22 protein-coding genes and 1 tRNA gene are annotated in these 17,787 nt (G+C 59.7%); 17 read left to right on the forward strand and 6 right to left on the reverse strand.

The features are described from left to right. Positions 1-18 precede the first annotated feature (18 nt). The 5 genes from E3U25_RS15620 to E3U25_RS15640 all read left to right on the forward strand — a co-directional run bounded on the left by E3U25_RS15620 (position 19) and on the right by E3U25_RS15640 (position 3,992). Complete coding sequence (locus tag E3U25_RS15620; protein WP_116222244.1) at positions 19-219, forward strand: CsbD family protein; 201 nt, start codon at positions 19-21, stop codon at positions 217-219. A gap of 209 nt (positions 220-428) precedes the next feature. Then, positions 429-2,846 (forward strand): endopeptidase La, encoded by a 2,418-nt coding sequence (lon, locus tag E3U25_RS15625; RefSeq protein WP_036758095.1) that lies wholly within the window; start codon positions 429-431, stop codon positions 2,844-2,846. A gap of 71 nt (positions 2,847-2,917) precedes the next feature. Beyond that, positions 2,918-3,211 carry an HU family DNA-binding protein gene (locus E3U25_RS15630; protein ID WP_072462018.1) on the forward strand — a complete coding sequence of 98 codons (294 nt, stop codon included), beginning with the start codon at positions 2,918-2,920 and terminating at the stop codon, positions 3,209-3,211. A gap of 56 nt (positions 3,212-3,267) precedes the next feature. Further along, a tRNA-Val gene (locus E3U25_RS15635) sits at positions 3,268-3,342 on the forward strand. 269 nt (positions 3,343-3,611) lie between these two features. Next, complete coding sequence (locus tag E3U25_RS15640; RefSeq protein ID WP_140847951.1) at positions 3,612-3,992, forward strand: DUF6180 family protein; 381 nt, start codon at positions 3,612-3,614, stop codon at positions 3,990-3,992. 66 nt (positions 3,993-4,058) lie between these two features. On the opposite strand, the gene E3U25_RS15645 is transcribed toward E3U25_RS15640, so the two are convergent. Continuing rightward, the gene (locus tag E3U25_RS15645) at positions 4,059-4,214 is read right to left on the reverse strand and encodes a hypothetical protein (RefSeq protein WP_208861611.1); all 156 of its coding nucleotides are present in this window, start codon (positions 4,212-4,214) and stop codon (positions 4,059-4,061) included. Positions 4,215-4,355: 141 nt separating this feature from the next. On the opposite strand from E3U25_RS15645, the gene istA reads away from it, so the two are divergent. Then, complete coding sequence (gene istA / locus E3U25_RS15650; RefSeq protein WP_116220988.1) at positions 4,356-5,852, forward strand: IS21-like element ISPve1 family transposase; 1,497 nt, start codon at positions 4,356-4,358, stop codon at positions 5,850-5,852. Then, positions 5,849-6,604 carry an IS21-like element ISPve1 family helper ATPase IstB gene (istB, locus tag E3U25_RS15655; RefSeq protein WP_116220987.1) on the forward strand — a complete coding sequence of 252 codons (756 nt, stop codon included), beginning with the start codon at positions 5,849-5,851 and terminating at the stop codon, positions 6,602-6,604. Before istA ends, istB begins: the two co-directional genes overlap by 4 nt. Positions 6,605-6,800: 196 nt before the next feature. Here istB and E3U25_RS15660 read toward each other — a convergent pair whose 3' ends face one another. The 5 genes from E3U25_RS15660 to E3U25_RS15680 form a co-directional block, all read right to left on the reverse strand. Further along, positions 6,801-7,025 carry a hypothetical protein gene (locus E3U25_RS15660; RefSeq protein ID WP_208861610.1) on the reverse strand — a complete coding sequence of 75 codons (225 nt, stop codon included), beginning with the start codon at positions 7,023-7,025 and terminating at the stop codon, positions 6,801-6,803. Between the two features lie 59 nt (positions 7,026-7,084). After that, entirely contained in the window at positions 7,085-7,477 is a 393-nt protein-coding gene (locus E3U25_RS15665; RefSeq protein ID WP_255469730.1) for an AIPR family protein, read from the reverse strand. 5 nt (positions 7,478-7,482) lie between these two features. Continuing rightward, positions 7,483-8,508 carry an AIPR family protein gene (locus tag E3U25_RS15670; RefSeq protein WP_208861608.1) on the reverse strand — a complete coding sequence of 342 codons (1,026 nt, stop codon included), beginning with the start codon at positions 8,506-8,508 and terminating at the stop codon, positions 7,483-7,485. Positions 8,509-8,695: 187 nt separating this feature from the next. Continuing rightward, on the reverse strand, positions 8,696-8,971 hold the full coding sequence (locus tag E3U25_RS15675; RefSeq protein WP_116222242.1) for a type II toxin-antitoxin system RelE/ParE family toxin: 276 nt from the start codon (positions 8,969-8,971) through the stop codon (positions 8,696-8,698). Next, positions 8,964-9,257, reverse strand: coding sequence for a type II toxin-antitoxin system RelB/DinJ family antitoxin (locus tag E3U25_RS15680; RefSeq protein ID WP_116222455.1), 294 nt, complete (start codon positions 9,255-9,257; stop codon positions 8,964-8,966). The genes E3U25_RS15675 and E3U25_RS15680 overlap by 8 nt, the downstream gene beginning before the upstream one ends. Positions 9,258-9,613: 356 nt before the next feature. Between E3U25_RS15680 and E3U25_RS15685 the strand changes: the two genes are divergently transcribed. The 10 genes from E3U25_RS15685 (at position 9,614) to E3U25_RS15730 (ending at position 17,753) form a co-directional block, all read left to right on the forward strand. Beyond that, a complete protein-coding gene (locus E3U25_RS15685) occupies positions 9,614-11,197 on the forward strand; it encodes a tyrosine-type recombinase/integrase (RefSeq protein ID WP_244295203.1) in 1,584 nt (527 codons plus the stop codon). Positions 11,198-11,268: 71 nt separating this feature from the next. Then, positions 11,269-12,474 (forward strand): phage portal protein, encoded by a 1,206-nt coding sequence (locus E3U25_RS15690; protein ID WP_116222241.1) that lies wholly within the window; start codon positions 11,269-11,271, stop codon positions 12,472-12,474. After that, entirely contained in the window at positions 12,467-12,601 is a 135-nt protein-coding gene (locus E3U25_RS15695; RefSeq protein ID WP_263406326.1) for a hypothetical protein, read from the forward strand. Before E3U25_RS15690 ends, E3U25_RS15695 begins: the two co-directional genes overlap by 8 nt. After that, positions 12,598-12,915, forward strand: a complete 318-nt coding sequence (locus E3U25_RS15700) for a gene transfer agent family protein (RefSeq protein WP_116222240.1) — start codon at positions 12,598-12,600, stop codon at positions 12,913-12,915. The genes E3U25_RS15695 and E3U25_RS15700 overlap by 4 nt, the downstream gene beginning before the upstream one ends. After that, positions 12,908-14,467 carry a phage major capsid protein gene (locus tag E3U25_RS15705; protein ID WP_116222239.1) on the forward strand — a complete coding sequence of 520 codons (1,560 nt, stop codon included), beginning with the start codon at positions 12,908-12,910 and terminating at the stop codon, positions 14,465-14,467. Before E3U25_RS15700 ends, E3U25_RS15705 begins: the two co-directional genes overlap by 8 nt. Positions 14,468-14,471: 4 nt before the next feature. After that, a complete protein-coding gene (locus tag E3U25_RS15710) occupies positions 14,472-15,083 on the forward strand; it encodes a phage tail assembly chaperone (RefSeq protein ID WP_116222238.1) in 612 nt (203 codons plus the stop codon). 187 nt (positions 15,084-15,270) lie between these two features. Next, positions 15,271-15,441, forward strand: a complete 171-nt coding sequence (locus tag E3U25_RS15715) for an HNH endonuclease signature motif containing protein (protein WP_244295246.1) — start codon at positions 15,271-15,273, stop codon at positions 15,439-15,441. A 12-nt stretch (positions 15,442-15,453) separates the two neighbouring features. Then, positions 15,454-16,020 carry a hypothetical protein gene (locus tag E3U25_RS15720; protein ID WP_147304518.1) on the forward strand — a complete coding sequence of 189 codons (567 nt, stop codon included), beginning with the start codon at positions 15,454-15,456 and terminating at the stop codon, positions 16,018-16,020. Then, positions 16,021-16,569, forward strand: coding sequence for an ImmA/IrrE family metallo-endopeptidase (locus tag E3U25_RS15725; protein ID WP_116222236.1), 549 nt, complete (start codon positions 16,021-16,023; stop codon positions 16,567-16,569). It abuts the gene before it with no gap. After that, positions 16,566-17,753, forward strand: a complete 1,188-nt coding sequence (locus E3U25_RS15730; RefSeq protein ID WP_116222235.1) for a beta family protein — start codon at positions 16,566-16,568, stop codon at positions 17,751-17,753. Before E3U25_RS15725 ends, E3U25_RS15730 begins: the two co-directional genes overlap by 4 nt. The last annotated feature ends 34 nt before the right edge of the window (positions 17,754-17,787 follow it).

Here is a 17,787-nt window from a genome sequence, read left to right on the forward strand (position 1 = left end):
CGCTCGAAAGGAGTGCCGATGAACTGGGATATCATCGAAGGCAAATGGAACCAGCTCAAGGGCAGCGTCAGGGAAAAATGGGGCGACCTGACCGATGACGAACTGACCGAGATGGCGGGCAGGAAGGACAAGCTTGCCGGCAAGCTGCAGGAGAAATACGGCTGGACCAAGGAAAAGGCCGAAGAGCAGATCGACCACTTCTTCCGCGACAAGGTCTGACCCCGCTTTCACCCAGGTCCGACGACCCTCGGGGCCTCCGGTTCGCGCCGGGGGCCCTTTTCTTGCCACGGCCCGGCGGGATCAAGAACAAAATGCGAACAAATCCCCCATTGAACCTCTTGCGCGGGCTTCCTATCTTGTCTGCCAGCAGGGGGCGCAGACTGCCTGTCTTTAGGGGTTGCGCCTCTTGGCGAGAAAGGACTGATTCCATGAACGAATTCGCCCAAACCACCCATCCGGTCCTGCCCTTGCGGGACATCGTGGTGTTTCCGCACATGATCGTGCCGCTGTTCGTCGGGCGCGAAAAATCGGTGCGGGCGCTCGAGGCCGTGATGGAGCAGGACCGCCCGATCCTTCTCGCAGCCCAGAAGGATGCCGCGGTCGACGAGCCCGCCGCCGAGGGGATCTTCCGCACCGGCGTTCTGGCCAATGTGCTGCAGTTGCTGAAACTTCCCGACGGGACCGTCAAGGTTCTGGTCGAAGGGCGCGAGCGCGTCACCATCACCGATTTCGTGCCGAACGACGCCTATTTCGAGGCCCGCTGCGAGATGCTGCCCGAAGAGCCGGGCGACGAGGAAACGCTGGCCGCCCTGACCCGCGCCGTCGCCGAGGAGTTCGAGCGCTACGTGAAAGTGCGCAAGAACATCCCCGAAGAGGTCGTCTCGGCCGTAGCCGAGGCCCGCGATGCGGCGCGCCTGGCCGACCTGGTCAGCGGCCATCTGGGCATCGCGCTGGACAAGAAGCAGGAACTGCTGGAAACGCTGGTGACTGCCGAGCGGCTGGAAAAGGTCTATGGCCTGATGCAGGGCGAGATGTCGGTCCTGCAGGTCGAGAAGAAGATCAAGTCCCGCGTCAAGACGCAGATGGAGAAGACCCAGCGCGAATACTACCTGAATGAGCAGATGAAGGCCATTCAGAAGGAGCTGGGCGACGGCGAGGACGGCTCGAACGAGATCACCGAACTGGAAGAAAAGATCGCCGCGACCAAGTTCAGCAAGGAGGCCCGCGAAAAGGCGGAAGCCGAGCTGAAGAAGCTGAAGTCGATGTCGCCGATGTCGGCCGAGGCCACGGTCAGCCGCAACTATCTCGACTGGCTGCTGGCGCTGCCCTGGGGCGTGAAATCGCGCATCCGCAAGGATCTCGGCAAGGCCGAGGAGGTGCTGGACGCCGATCACTACGGCCTGGAAAAGGTCAAGGAGCGGATCGTCGAATACCTGGCGGTGCAGAACCGCTCGGCCAAGCTCAAGGGGCCGATCCTGTGCCTCGTCGGGCCTCCGGGCGTCGGCAAGACCTCGCTGGGCCGTTCGGTGGCCCGCGCCACGGGGCGCGAGTTCATCCGCATCAGCCTTGGCGGGGTGCGCGACGAATCCGAGATCCGCGGCCACCGCCGGACCTATATCGGCTCGATGCCCGGCAAGATCATCCAGGCGCTGAAGAAGGCCAAGACTACGAACCCGCTGATCCTGCTCGACGAGATCGACAAGATGGGCCAGGATTTCCGCGGTGACCCGGCCAGCGCGATGCTGGAGGTGCTGGACCCCGAACAGAACGCGACTTTCGTGGACCACTATCTCGAGGTGGAATACGACCTGTCGAACGTGATGTTCGTGACCACGGCCAACAGCTACAACATGCCGGGGCCCCTGCTCGACCGGATGGAGATCATCCCTCTGGCCGGCTATACCGAGGACGAGAAGCGCGAGATCGCGCGCCAGCACCTGCTGCCCAAGCAGATCAAGGCGAACGGGCTGCGCAAGGGCGAGTTCTCGGTCAGCGACGAGGCGCTGACCCATGTGATCCGCTACTACACCCGCGAGGCGGGCGTGCGGTCGCTGGAGCGCGAGATCGCCAAGCTGGCCCGCAAGGCGGTGACCGAGATCCTCAAGGGCAAGGTCAAGTCGGTCGAGGTGACGCCCGAAAAGGCCGAGGAATACCTGGGCGTGCGCCGCTATCGCTATGGCCTGGCCGAAAGGGACGACCAGGTCGGCGTGGTGACGGGCCTGGCCTGGACCCAGGTCGGCGGCGACCTGCTGCAGATCGAGGCGCTGAAGCTGCCCGGCAAGGGCCGGATGAAGACGACCGGCAAGCTGGGCGAGGTGATGAAGGAATCGATCGACGCCGCATCCTCCTTCGTCCGCTCGATCAGCCCCGAGCTGGGGGTGAAGCCGCCGAAGTTCGAGAAGGTGGACATCCACGTCCACGTCCCCGAAGGCGCGACGCCCAAGGACGGACCCTCGGCGGGCATCGCCATGGTGACCTCGATCGTGTCGGTGCTGACGCAGATCCCGGTCCGCAAGGACGTGGCCATGACCGGCGAGGTCACGCTGCGCGGCAACGTGCTGGCCATCGGCGGGCTCAAGGAAAAGCTGCTGGCGGCGCTGCGCGGCGGCATCAAGACCGTGCTGATCCCGGCCGATAACGAAAAGGATCTGGCCGAGATCCCGGCCAACGTCAAGGAAGGGCTCAGGATCATCCCGGTCAGCCATGTGCGCGAGGTGTTGCAGCAGGCGCTGGTGCGGATGCCCGAGCCCATCGAATGGGACGAGGCCGCCGAGGAAGCGGCCGAGGCCAGCCGGCTGGCCGCGACCCGTGACCAGGGCAGTGGCGGCGCGGCGGTCGCCCATTGACACAAGCAACCGCGCGGGCCATCCCGCGCGGTTTTTTCTTGACCGAGGCTCCATCAGAAAGGAGTTCGCTCATGGCAAGATCGGAGGGAAAACCGAAAAGGGAAAGCACAGCCGAGCCTGAGCCGGCAAGGGTTCTGCAAAAGCGGCAGCTGCTGGCCCAGGTCGCGCGGCGGACCGGCCTGCGCAACAGCGAGGTCAAGGCCGTCGTCGAGGCCACCCTGGCCGAACTGGACGAGGCGATTGCGGCGGGCATGACGCTGGCGCTGCCGCCCTTGGGCCGGGCGCGGATCAGCCGGCGCAACGACAGATCGGGCGGCGAGGTCATCACCCTGCGCCTGCGCCGCCGCGCCGCCGGCGAGGCATGATTTTTCGTCCAAAGCCTCTTGCAGCCCGCCGCGGCTGCGGCTATCTAGCGCGCATCGGGCGATTAGCTCAGCGGTAGAGCGCTTCGTTCACATCGAAGATGTCAGCGGTTCAAATCCGTTATCGCCCACCATGATTCCAAAGGCGCTAAGGCAGGTTTAACAACCCCTTAGCGCCTTTCTCATACCCCTTCCGACATCTTGCCACCCTTTCCGAAGTTGTCAGCGGTCACCGCGCGGTCACCGGAATTCGGGCCACCGTGTCATGGGGCCGCCCGGCGCGGTGCCTACCATCCTTCACCGGTGCGTTTCCGCCTATATCCTTCACCGGCTGGTATTCATCCTTCAAGGTTTCGCTCCCGATGCATTAGCATGAGCCCTATTGGACGATGGAGATTTCCCGATGACACGTTTCGCTCTGCTTTTCGGCGCCTGCGGTTTGATTGTCCTGGCGACTCCCTCAGTGGCGCAGGGCACCGATTTCAATGTGACCTATCATGTCGAGCGCACCCCCGCCGCGCAACTGAGCATCGAGACCTGCGGCAAGGCCGTCGTAGAGATCGCCACGAAAGCCGGGCTGCACACCGCAACCCAGAGCTATCCGGGCCAACTCGTGACCGTCAGCGGCGGCGCCGAGGGTAGCGGCGCTTTCATCGCGCAGTGTATCGCTGTCGATGACAAAACGGTCAGCGTCGTGCAAGGTATCGATTATCGCCCGCACAAAGGCGCCTTGGGCGAATTCGCCGATCAGGCCTTCGCGGCGGTGAAGGCGGCTGTACAATAGCCGGTCTCCGTGTTGGCTCGCGGTGCAACCGCCTTACAGGATTCGGATGCATTGCGGTTTCTTCTGTTACAGGGAAACGAATAGGTTGAGCCGCAGCACCGCCTCGCGCCCTTCCCTGGCCGATACCAGGGCGGTTACAAACTCCTCGAGGCTGTGCTCTTCGAGCTTTTCCTTGCCGCCCTCGATCTGCCATTCGATCAATTGCGGCATCGCCATGGTCACGGTGCCTCAGACCGCATTGTCTGAGAATGGCGGTGCGAAATTAGTCCACGTTAGCGGCGGCATGGTGCTGCTGCGGGCGGCGTAAAAGTCGTCCACCTTTTCCCTTTCTGCGGCTGCAGGGAGGATGGGAGGATCTACAGCGTGGAACTCTATCTCAAGGTTCGTCAGGCCTGTGCTGCTGGTATGAGCCAGCGTCAGGCGGCGACGACATTCAACATATCGCGCGACACGGTCGCAAAGATGATGACGTTCTCGGTTCCTCCGGGCTACCGGCGGACGGCCGAGGTCAGGCGCCCGAAGCTCGATCCGTTCATCCCGATCATCGAGGGTTGGCTGGAGGCGGACCGGACCATGCCGCGCAAGCAGCGGCATACGGCGAAGCGTGTGTTTGACCGTCTGCGCGAAGAATGCGGTTTCACCGGCGGCTACACGATCATCAAGGATTATATCCGGGAACGTGAGCGGCGGGGCCAGGAGGTGTTCGTGCCGCTGGCGCATCCCCCAGGACACGCGCAGGCCGACTTCGGCGAGGCAATGGTTCGGATCGGAGGTGTCGAACAGAAGGCGCATTTCTTCGTGCTGGACTTGCCGCATAGCGACGCCTGCTACGTCCGTGCCTATCCGGCGGCGGTTGCCGAGGCCTGGGTGGACGGTCATGTCCATGCCTTTGCCTTTTTTGGGGCGGTTCCGCAGTCGATCGTCTACGACAATGACCGCTGCCTGGTGGCGAAGATCCTGCCGGATGGCACCCGCAAGCGGGCGGCGCTGTTCAGCGGGTTTCTGTCGCATTACCTGATCCGGGATCGCTATGGCCGCCCTGGCAAGGGGAACGACAAAGGCAATGTCGAAGGCCTGGTGGGCTATTGCCGCCGCAACTTCATGGTGCCGATGCCTGAGTTCGCCAGTTGGGAAGAATTCAACCTCTGGCTGGAGGAGCGCTGCAAGCGGCGTCAGCACGATGTCCTTCGCGGCGAGAGCGAAACGATCGGCGAGCGACTGCAGCGCGATCTCGCCGCGATGCGCCCGCTCCCGGCGGCGCCCTTTGATGCCTGCGATCAGGCGACCGGCCGCGTGTCGTCGCAATCGCTGGTGCGCTACAAGACCAACGATTACTCGGTGCCCGTCGCCTACGGCCATCAGGATGTCTGGATCCGGGGCTATATCCATGAGGTGGTGATCGGCTGCCGGGGCGAAGTGATCGCCCGCCATCCCCGGTGCTGGGATCGCGACGAGATCGTCTTCGACCCGCTCCATTACCTTCCGCTGATCGAGCAGAAGATCAATGCGTTGGATCAGGCGGCACCATTGCAGGACTGGGACCTGCCAGAGGAGTTCGCCACCCTGCGCCGGCTGATGGAGGCACGGATGAACCGGCACGGCCGACGCGAATATGTCCAGGTCCTGCGGCTTCTGGAAACCTTCGATCTGGCCGATCTGCATGCGGCCGTGAGGCAGGCGCTGCAGATGGGGGCGATCGGCTTCGATGCGGTGAAGCATCTCTTGTTGTGCCGGGTGGAGCGCCGGCCACCCCGGCTGGATCTGGACTGCTATCCCTACCTGCCCAGGGCAACGGTCGAGAAGACCGAGGCCCGCTCCTACATGCGGCTGCTGTCTGTCAATGCGGAGGGCGTGGCATGAGCGACGCCCCGGAAATCCTGCTTGCCCATCACCTCAAGGCGCTGAAACTGCCGACCTTCCTGCGAGAACACCAGAAACTGGCCCGGCAATGTGCGGCGGAAGGCGTGGACCATGTCCGATATCTCGCCCGGCTCGTCGAACTGGAACTGATCGACCGGGAACGGCGGATGGTCGAGCGGCGCATCAAGGCCGCCAGGTTCCCGGCCGTCAAAAGCCTGGACAGCTTCGACTTCACGGCCATCCCGAAGCTCAACAAGATGCAGGTGCTGGAACTGGCCCGGTGCGAATGGATCGAGCGGCGCGAGAACATTATTGCTCTCGGCCCCAGTGGCACGGGCAAGACGCACATCTCGCTCGGCCTTGGTCTGGCCGCCTGCCAGAAGGGCCTGTCCGTCGGCTTCACCACCGCCGCGGCCCTGGTCAGCGAGATGATGGAGGCCCGCGACGAGCGCCGCCTGCTGCGCTTCCAGAAGCAGATGGCAGGATACAAGCTGCTCATCATCGATGAACTCGGCTTCGTGCCGCTGTCGAAGACCGGCGCCGAGCTGCTGTTCGAACTGATCTCGCAACGCTACGAGCGCGGATCGACCCTGATCACCAGCAATCTGCCTTTTGACGAATGGACCGAGACATTCGGCTCCGAACGCCTCACCGGCGCGCTTCTCGACAGGCTGACCCACCACGTCAGCATTCTCGAAATGAATGGCCAGAGCTATCGTCTCGCCCAAAGCCGCGCCCGAAAGGCCGGCTGACCCCTTTCAAAAAATACCAACGGCACAAGCACGGAACTCTGGTCGGGCTACGCCCTCCCGACGTTCCGTGCTTGTGCCGCTAACTGGCAGACTTTTGCGCCGCCGCGTGGCCGGGTTTTACTCCGCCGTTGACACAATCGGTTGAATTTCCCCATAGAGCCGGCTGCTTACGTTGCTCCAGCAGGCGGCAACTACTTCAAAGCAACTGATCGACGTTCGCCAAAGTCGTATTGGTCAGCGGCGGAGACTTAAGCACGTCGCGCGATAGGTCCGGATCCGGGATGCTTGTTTTAATCAACGTATCCAGCCTTTCGAACCACTCGCCATCGTTCGAGGCAAAGAGGTTGTACAGCGCCTCATTGCGAGTCTTACAACGCCACTCTTTGTACTTTGCGCCGCAGTACTTTACTGCGGCCGTCATGATGTGCCAACGAAGCTTAGAATACTTGCCATCGAACCGCTTATTCGAGGTGAGCATCCTCAGGCGATAGTGGCAGAAGCAGGCGGTGTAGTAATCTTCTTCCGGTTTCCTGCACCAAAGACCTCAGACAGTAGCTCTCCAGTCAGGCGATTAGGGTAGCGGCTCGCCAGATCAGGCCGCATCATCACCGTCGCAGCATAACATCGCGCTGTCTCCCTGACATCAAAAATCCTGACTGGAGCCACATTTTCGGGCCCATACTGACCTTTCCGGCGTTCGAAGTAGAGACGATTGGCTTCGCCTGCGCCGCGAGCATTGAAATATCGCTCCAAATCTCGAAGCGTTGCCATGGTTGAGACGAACTGAGCATCTTCCACCTTAGACTGACGGTTCGTCGCTCGGACAATATCATCAATCACGGCAGGGTCATCAGCCTCAATCAACTTCACCATCAGACTCACCGTGTCATCCGTTTGATCGTCAAGCGCGATAAGCACATTCGATGTCTGACCGATGTCTGACAGCCGTTCACGATCTGGAAGTCCCTAATATAGATTTCCTGACCGGAAGGCCGAACGCTCGACGCAACGATGGTTACCCCATTGTTCATAAGGCCAAATCGAGCCTTTTTGTTAGCATCACCAAGAGTTCCTGCAATTTCGGCGTTCACGTCTGCGTCGACGCCGAGGAAATCACGCACGTTTTCTTCGAAAAGTTTTTTCCGAGGTACTCCGTGCTGATCCTTAAGGATTGCTTGGATGAAACTTCGCGCCTTCACCGTGGCAACATATGCGTTGTTGATGCTCTGAGCTGCCGGGAATGGCGCATATCCAACAGTCGTTAGGCTGGCTTCGACGGGGCCATCAGCCGCGAGCCAGTACTCGTGGATCACGTCGCGATGAGCTTTAACTAGCTTTGTGTCATTCGAATAACCCAACGCCCCGATCGCAATTAGGCCAGCATCGAAGGCTGCGTTGATTTCCACTGCATCAGTGTCCGGCGCAGCAGTGAAGAAGTATGTGTGCAGGTCTGGAAGGCCGCCCCTTATACGGCCGATGTTCTTGAACAACAGCTGAAACATACTTTTGAAATCTGCCAAAAATTGGCTGTGCGGCTGTTTGGGGGCTTCGGACAAATAGTCTGTGATTGCCGCAACAAACGAGTCGATCTCCTGCTTCGACCAAGTCACAGATCGCTTGGCTTGTGTCAGGACGACCGTAACGTGAAATTCTCGACGGGACGACTTGAAAATCTCTTCAAGTTCGTCAGCGGAGAAAACTGCCCGGTCATCAAGAAAGAGAAGTGCACCGTCGATCCCCGGGTCAGCGCCATCGTACACCAAGTCCGTCGCTTCAACATTGTCGGCGGAATAGCGGGTGAAGGCGCAGTATGCGGTGAAAGCTTCGAAGTTTTTTGCGTCGTCGAAAGGGGAGGCAAAATTTGCGCAGAAAGTGTCGAAATAAGACTTTGTAACCAGATGCATGATGGATCCCAGCAGTGACGATGCTCGGGAAGCATATACGACCGTGCTGCAGCACAACAATCCAAAATGTACCTCTGGCGTCAGGATGCAACTTTACTGGCGCAACGAATGGTCCGAATGGCGTGCGGCTACGCAGCGTCGAGAGGGGCGACAGGCGGCTTTGGGCCGTCTTTGCCACCTTTGCCTCTCACGGCCACATCTGCGCCGCATGCAAAACCCGCAGGATCACCAGCGCTCCCCCGACCTCAGCATAGACCACAAGATAGTTAGGCCGGACGACCATTTCGCGTGTCCCTGTCACCCTGCCCGGCCGATACGCTCTAAGCCGATCAGGCAGCTTGCCAACCTTTGCCTCGATCTCATCCAGCAGCGCAAGTGCCGCTGTCGGATTGTCATCGGCGATGTACTCGAAGATCGAACGCAGGTCGTCACGGGCGGCTTGCCGCCATTCCACCTCAGGCACGGCGCTTCCGCTCGATCAGTTCGCGCATCTCTGCCATGACATCGGCATGACGGATCGTCGGCCGATCATCCTGAAGTGCTTCGCGCACCTTGGCACGAAACCACGCGTCATAGGCATCTGGATCGGCTGTCAAACCGGCCGGCAACCCGCCCTCCCGCGCGACGCGGGTCAGCAAGATGCGAACCGCATCCGACAGGGTCAGGCCGACGCCAGCCAGCGCCTCAGCAGCTTGGGCCTTGAGTTGGTCGTCCACGCGGACGTGCAGCATCGAAGTTTGTGCGGGCATGGTGGCCTCCTGTGCTTTCAGCATTGTATCTCAAATGAGACCCAGAAGCAAGGCATGGTCACCATCCGGTCACCTCCCCCGGATTCGACCAGATTGCACGATCTTCGACACCTTTGCACATTAGCACCGCCCGGTGGCCCGCTTCCCCCGACGCCTCGAATCCTAGACTTTCATGCAGTCTCGTGTCATCTCGTGCAATGGGGTGACAAAGCAATTTCTGGCTTCACATCGAAGATGTCAGCGGTTCAAATCCGTTATCGCCCACCAGATTCACCCCAGCAATTACAGGAAATCCCTTGTTTTGCTGGGGTTAGTCCGTTCTACTGTCACAAACATTGTTACAAAACGGGTCTGTGATGGCTGGGGCGCAACGATACCTTTTGAACCGAAACGGTCGATTCTTCGCCCGGTTGGTGGTGCCGAAAGACCTGCGGCCAGTCGTCGGCAAGACCGAACTGCGCGCGCCCCTCGGGCCGGATCGCCGAACGGCAATGAAGCTGCTGCCCGGTGCGGTGGCATCCCTTCAACATCAGATCGCGCAAGCCGAGCGGGCGGCTATTCCATCAAACAGCACCGCCACGCCAGCGCGCTACCCCCTCGCCCCAGATCAGATTGCAGCCAGTCACTATGCGCAGCGTCTCGCCTTTGACGACCAGATGCGCAACAGCACGTCCTATGCCGCCGCCTCGACCATCAGCATTGATGACGGCTATGTCGCCCAGCTTCGCGCGGGCGTGGCCGGGCGTCTGACCGATCAGGAACTGGCCGACCTGATGGGCGCGCGGATCGAGCGTTTCCGCGCGGCTGGCAATCTCGACGCCGCGCCCGGTTCCGATGAATGGCGCACCATCGCGCGCGCCCTCTGTAGTGCCGAACTAGAGGCGCTGGCGCGTGTCGTGGAGCGCGACGAGGGCGACTATACCGGCCAGCCGTCAACCCCTCTGCTGCTGAACGTCAAGCAGCCCGAGAACGAACCAGAACCCATAAGCCTGTCTAAATTGTGGGATGACTACATCAAAGCGCGCACCGCTGCGGGCTTCATGAAGGACGGCGGTAAGCGCATGGAGCCCGTCAAGGTCAGCCTGCGGAAGTTCCTCGGGCACAACGACGCGCGCCAAGTCTCAAAGAAAAACCTGCTGGACTGGCGCGACCAGTTGCTTGCGACCCTTTCGGCTAAGACGGTTTCGGATATGTATCTCTCTGCCGTCCGCTCTCTTTTCCAATGGGCGCATGACAACGAGCGCCTGCCCGAGAACCCCGCCGCGACCGTCAAACAGGCCAAGCCCAAGAAGCAGCGCGCCCGCGAGGCAGGATATACCGATGCAGAGGCTATCGCGGTTCTGAAATTGTCGCGGTCGTATGAAGCGAAACCCGATCAATTCGGCTACGTTCGCGAGACAAACGAATCCGTAAACGCCAAGCGATGGGTGCCGATCCTCTGCGCCTTCACGGGCGCGCGCGTGTCCGAGATTACCCAGCTACGGAAAGAGGACTTGCGGCAAGAGGGCGACCGCTGGGTGATCCGCATCACACCTGACGCCGGCACGATGAAAGCGGGTCATTTCCGCGACGTGCCTTTGCATGAGCAAGTAGTCGTGGAGGGGTTTGTTCGGTTCGTGGAACAAGCTGACCACGGCCCATTGTTCCACAACGGCAAAGACCCGGCCAAATTCGCGGCCAAGGCGGTGCGGATGACAAACCAAGTCGGAACTTGGCTGCGCGAAACTGGCCTAGTTCCGGCTGGGGTTCAGCCGAATTACGCATGGCGGCATCGGTTCAAGACGCAGGCGCGAGATATGGGCGCTGATATTCGCGTGGTTGATGCGATCCAAGGTCACGCCGGGCGCACCGCCTCGGACGGCTACGGCGACGTTTCGCTGACTGCCAAGGCCCGCGTGATCGACGCGTTACCCAGCTACACTATTGAACGAAATTCATAACAACATGAGCACTTGTAATAATCGTCCTGCATGTTACATTGTAACATAGGAAGTTTTGCGAGTGCCTGTTGATGAGTATCCCCCAGCGCCTTGCCCGTTTGTTCGGGCAAGGCCGGACTGAATCCAAAGCGTTCACGCTGACCAGCCCCGAGGCTTACGGCCTGTTCGCTGGCCTGCCGGTGCGATCCGGCGTCACTGTCACCAGCACCACCGCTCTGCGCGTCCCCGCCGTTGCCGCTGCTGTCGGGCTTATCTCGGAAGCCTGCGGCAATCTGCCGTTCAAACTGCACGACCGCGACACCCGCGAGGCGCAGAAAGACCACCCCGGCTATGAACTGATCCATGGCGAGGCGAACCCTTGGACCAGCGCCGAGGAACTGCGCGAACACCTGACCCGCGATGCGCTATTGTCTGGCTCTGGCTTTGCGCAGGTGGTGCGCAACGGCATCGGCCAGCCGCTCGAACTGCACCGGATCGACCCCGGCGCGGTATCGGTCGAAACTGACGACTACGGCGAACCGTCTTACCGCATCCGGCTGAAAGGTGGCGGCGATACCGTGCTGCCTTATACCGATGTGCTGCATATCAGCACCTTGGATGGCGTTTCCCCGATCACCCATGCCAAGGAAGCCATTGGCCTTGCGCTGGCAGCGGAACAGCACCTTGCGGAATGGTTCGGGCGCGCTGGCCGTCCCTCGGGCTATCTCTCGACCGAGCAAGACCTAAAACCCGATCCGGCAAAGAAGATCATTGATGGCTGGTCGGCGGTGAAAGCTGGCAGCGCCGCAATTCTCGACAACGGCATGAGATACTACCCTCTCGCCACCAGCAACACGGATGCCGAGTTCTACACGAACCGGATTGAGCAAATCCGCGAGATCGCCCGCGCCTTCCGCATCCCGCCCAGCATGATCTTTGAACTGGAACGCGGCACTTGGTCGAATGTCGAACAGATGGCGCAACAGTTTCTGACCATGACGCTGCGGCCTTGGTTGAAGCGCTGGCAGGCCGCTTATGCGCGCGTCTTGCTGTCGCCCGAGGATCGCCGCGCCCTCTATATCGAGGCCGAGACGAAAGACCTGATGACCGTGGATTTTGCGGCGCAGGCCACCGCTTACAGCCAGTATGTCGCCATGCGCGCCATGACCCCGAACGAGGTCCGGGCCGGGCTGAACCTGCCGCCGATGGCGGGCGGCGACGAACTATCGAACCCCTTCACCACCTCGGGCGGCACCACCGCCACGCCCGAACCTGCCAAGGAAGCCCCCAATGAATGACACCACGCAAAGCCCGCTGGAAATGCTGGCGGCGCTTGAAATCGCCCTGGCACTTGTCAATGCCGGTATCCTGACCGCCGCCGAACTGCGCGCCATGATCGGCCTGCCTGCGAATGATGCCGCATGATCACCGCGACCGCCTTTTTCGGCGACCGGGAACGCCCGTTCACGCTGACCGACGACATGGTGACGGAACTGGAAGCCTCGACCGGCACCGGCATCGGCACCCTGTTCCAGCGTCTGACCGCCCATGCCTTCAAGCTGGCCGATCTGGCCGAGGTGATCCGGCTTGGCCTGATCGGCGCAGGCACCAGCCCCGAGGAAGCCGCCCGGCTGGTGAACAGCTACGCCCGCAATCGTCCGGTGGCCGAGGTGCTGCCGCTGGCGACCGCGATCCTTGCCGCCCGCTGGATCGGCGCGGATGAGGTGCAACATGGCTGATCGGATCGAGGTCAAAGCCCAGCTTACCACCACCGAGGCGGGCGAGATCACCGGGATTGCATGGCCGTTTGGCACGCCTGATCGCGTGGGCGACGTGATCGAGAAAGGCGCTTTTGACCAGCCCGAGGCGCTGCCGATGCTTTTCGCGCACGATCAGGCCCAAGTGATCGGCATCTGGGATTCCATCACCGAGACGCCCGAGGGCTTGAACGTCAAAGGCCGCTTGCTGGTCGATGACGTGGAACGCGCCCGCGAAGTCCGCGCGATGATCCGGGCCGGTGCTGTCACTGGCTTGAGTATCGGTTTCGTCACCAAGGACGCCGCCCGCCACGCCAAAGGACGCACCATCAAGGCGCTTGCCCTGCATGAAATTTCAGTTGTCGCGGTCCCGTGCCACCCGGACGCGCGCATTCAAACCGTCAAAGGTGGCACCCCTGATCCTGTAAACAGTGAGTTTGTTATGGAAAACGCAAATCCGGCCCAAGAGGTCAAAGCACAAACCCCGGCCAATGACGCTGCCCAGATCGACACCAAGGCGCTGAATGGCGTCCTGTCGCGCCTCGACAAGCTGGAAGCCAAGGCGAACCGTCCGGGCGCACCGGCTGTCGTGCAAGGCGATACTGCCGAGAAAAAGGCATTTTCCAGCTACCTGCGCGGCGGCGAGGCCCGCATGGAGGCAACCGAGGTCAAGGCGCTGGCCGTCGCGAACAACGCGAATGGCGGCTATCTGGTGCCGCCCGAGTTCGGTTCGGAAATCCTGAAACTGCTGACCGAGATGTCGCCGCTGCGCCAGTATGCCAGCGTCCAGACCGTCACCGGCACCGACATCACCTTTCCGACCCTGCTGTCGGGCGTGAACGCCTTCTGGACCGAGGAAGGCGCTGACATGACCGCCAGCGAGCCGACCTTTGGTCAGGTCAAGATCGCGAACCATGAGCTTTCCAGCTTCTACGTCGCCAGCAACAAGGTGCTGGAAGACAATGCCTATGATCTGGAATCGGTGATGAACCGCGAACTGGCCGAGGGCTTTGCCAAGGTGGAAGGGCTGGCCTTTGTCAAAGGCACCGGCACCGGCCAGCCGCGCGGCCTGATGACTGCCACCGGCATTGCCGAGGTCAAGACCGGCGTGGCGGCTAACTTCCCGGCCAGCAATCCCATGGATGTTCTGATCACCATGCAGCACGCGATTCCGTCCTTCCACGCCCGTAGCGCGGTCTGGCTGATGAACCGCAACACGCTGGCGACCATCCGTAAGTTCAAGGATGCGCAAGGGCAGTATCTTGTCACCGATCCGAAAGACGGCGGCGTTCTGCGCCTGCTGGGCAATCCCATCGTGGAAATGCCCGACATGGACAATGTGGCGGCTGGCGCTGCGCCGATCATGTTCGGCGATATGTCGGGCTATCGCATCTTTGACCGGGTGGACCTGTCGATTCTGCGCGATCCCTACACGCTGGGCACGAAAGGTCAGGTCCGGTTCATCGCCCGCAAGCGCGTCGGCGCCGACCTGACCCATGCTGACCGCTTTGTGAAGCTGCGCGTGGCCGCATAACGCCATGACCTTGCAGCCCGCCTATGAGACGATCCTGCGCCACGGCGACCATGCCGTGACGCTGCGGGCGTCTTTGCGGGCTGCGGTCGCCTTGGACAACCTGCCGGGCGGCATCCCCGGCGCATGGGATAGCCTCATGCGCCAAACCTATACCCGAATCCGTGCGGTGATCCTCGCCACCGCGACGGATCGGGCAGCGGCGTTTGTCCTCTTGGCAGCCCTGTCCGACAAGCCGCTTGCGTCTTTCCTCTCTCGGGCGCAAGCGGCTTGCCTTGAACTGCTGGTGAACCTCTTGCCAGAACCCGAGGAACCCGCACCGGCCAGCACCACCGCAAAGCCAATGCCGCTGCGGGACTACCTGTCCGAACTGTTCAAGTTCGGCACCACCATTCTGGAATGGCCCCCGTCCGAGGTCTGGCAGGCATCCCCTGCCGAGATTGATGCGATCCTGCGCGCCCGCCTCGACCGGCTAGAAGCCATGGAAGCCGCAGCCAATGGTGACCCGCACAAACCCGCCATGAGCGCCGAACAGCGCCAAGCCAATGAAGCTGCTGGCCTTGATCCCGAGTTCAACCGCCACGCCCTGCGCGCCCTGAAAGCCCGCCACGGTGCCTAAGCCGCCGCGCCTCTGTTCCTGCGGTGCCATCGTGCCCCATGGCGTCCTTTGTGCCTGCCAGCTAGAGCGCCAGCTTGAGCGCAAGCGCCGCTATGACGCCACACGGCCGAACAGTCGCCAGCGCGGCTATACACGGGAATGGGAGAAGGCGCGGGCCGAGTTCCTGCGCCTTCATCCCTGCTGCGCTATGTGCGGTGCTGACGCGACCCTTGTGGATCACATCAAGCCCCACCGGGGCGACAAGGCCCTGTTCTGGAACTGGAACAACTGGCAGGCGCTGTGCACCGGCTGTCATAGTTCGGTGAAGCAGCGAAGTGAGCAAAATATTGCCGACTGCAAGCGCTCAGGCTACACATGATGGAAACAGCAGATGGGTATCGGAAGCAGAATGTCGGAAACGAACAACGGGCGAGGAAATCCTATCGCTAAATATGGGCGCGCACACCTAGTATTTTTAGTCGGGGTCTTTGGCGTTTTTGTTCCTATTTGCGTAAATTTGGCGTTCTTTTGGTTTATGCGAAAAACCGTATTTTATAGTGCGCCCAACTGCAGCACGGTCTCGGACGTTTTTTACTGTTACCTTAATCAAGGCGGCGCTTGGAGTGATGCGACATATTTGCAGACGATAACGGGATTCTACACCTCTGTGATAACAATCTTGATTGCTGCGTTAGCTGTTGTTGCAGCCTTTGGCGCATATACCTTAAAGGCAAGCGCGCGAGCACAGATTGAACAAGAAATTCCGCCTCACATTTCTGACTATTTCGACCGCGATAAGGGGAAAGAACTTTTAGCAAAGCAGGCAGCCACAGTGGTTTCCGATCAGTCGCTGCGATTGCCTTTCCCCTCCGAGGGCGGTCTGTATGATGCATTCATCTCCCTTGAGAACAAGGTTGCATCGCTAGAGCTTCAAATCCAAGAAATGCAGGAGGAGTAAATGAGACGCCCGCGACCTACGGGATTTTCGTCAAAACTTCCCACCATGAATTCGTCCGCGCTGGACACCCCAGAGCGCGTCCTTTCATACTGCCAAGAAATGGGACTAATAACTGAATTTGGCTCCGTTGACATTCAGCGGCTGATACTCAATGATGACAATCTCACACTGAAATTTGAGGATCTTGCTGATAAGGATGCGTATATCATGCATGCTGGCGGAGCTAGTTATATCATCGGCATAAACTCAAAGCACCCCAAGAACAGACAGCGATTTTCGATGGCGCATGAATACGCGCACTATCAGCTGCACAGGAATCAGATCACCGAATTCCCAGAGGGAGAGCGAATACTGCACCGTGATGGTAATTCGATACCGATCGAATGGCAAGCTAATAGGTTTGCGGCTAAAATTCTGATGCCTAAAACGGCAGTCGAAAGCGCGATGATTAAAAGTGATGGACGTATAGTTGAAGCCGCTCTTGCGTTAAAAGTTTCTGTGGCGGCGCTTCAATTTCGTCAAGAAGAACTGTCGCGAGATACAGCATGACGGGGAAGTATTATCTTGTGTTGAAAACTGGAACGTCTGAAATGCGGGCATATCGCAACATTACCGCTAGCGTTCGGTCGGAAATTACACCCATTATTGAGATAACGCGGGGGCGAAAGAATCAGCCAAAGACGAGAGAGCGAACCGGCGAACAATACAACTTCAGCGCCATTCAGGATTTTATTGATAACGAGGTTTCCAAGAGTCGGGACAGCTTTATCGATGTGACTCGTGATGATGATTTGTCTTCGGACTTTACGCGGAATTTGAGTTCTCCAAAATCTGGATACATCTGCTGGGCGGAATACATTCGGGAGCGCCAACGGGCAAACCCAAGTATATGCCCAATTCTACAAATATCGCCAGTTCCCGGTGAGAGTTGGATTGACTACGAGAGATCTCTTTTCATGCAGTTTGACGAACTTGCCAAAACCAGTTCGGCTATTGGGTATCGCGCGGTAAAAAAAACGGATGATGAGTTTGATTTAGACCTTCAGGTGTTGTCAAGGAGGGCGCTGGCTTATACGGAGTCTGGGGGAAGATTTGTTGTCATACTGGACTACGATTATGTTAGGCCAGGAACAGGCGAACTGCACTCCATAGAAGCCGCCGAAGTCTTCCGCATCGTCCATGATATTTGTCCATTTGCTGAATTAGTTCTAGTTTCGACTTCCTTTCCGAAGTCCGTAACGGACGTTGGCGGAGAGAGTTATGGAGACTTTCGCATTGAAGAGGTTTATCTCCACGCTGCCACGGCCAATAGAGTGCACAACTTTGCAGACATTTCCTACGGAGACTACGGCTCTATAAACCCGATTCGAAATGACGCGGTGGCTAGAGGCTGGCGCCCTAGAATAGACTACCCCTATGGGCCGGATCACGTTTTTTATTATCGTGAGAAGCGTTCATCCCACGGGAGTGGAGATGACAAGGTTTACTCGGCCTATGCTACGCATTACAAAAATGTGGCAGCCAAGGTTGTAGCCGACTCCAAATTTAGACATGATTCTCTGTCTTTCCGTGCTGATATTTGGGGTGTTTCTCAGATTATTGAAGCTTCACAACAGCCATTACCAAAGTCCTCACCGTCTTTCTGGATATCCGTGCGAATGAATATCCATATTCATCAGCAGATTGATCGATTACGTCGTGCTTCAACCGACCTCAATTCTCTACTTCTTTGAGGGAGGGGTATCCCCAAACCTTCGCCCCTTGCTG

Origin of the sequence: Paracoccus versutus (genome assembly GCF_029909795.1) — a bacterium.
Lineage (GTDB): Bacteria > Pseudomonadota > Alphaproteobacteria > Rhodobacterales > Rhodobacteraceae > Paracoccus > Paracoccus versutus.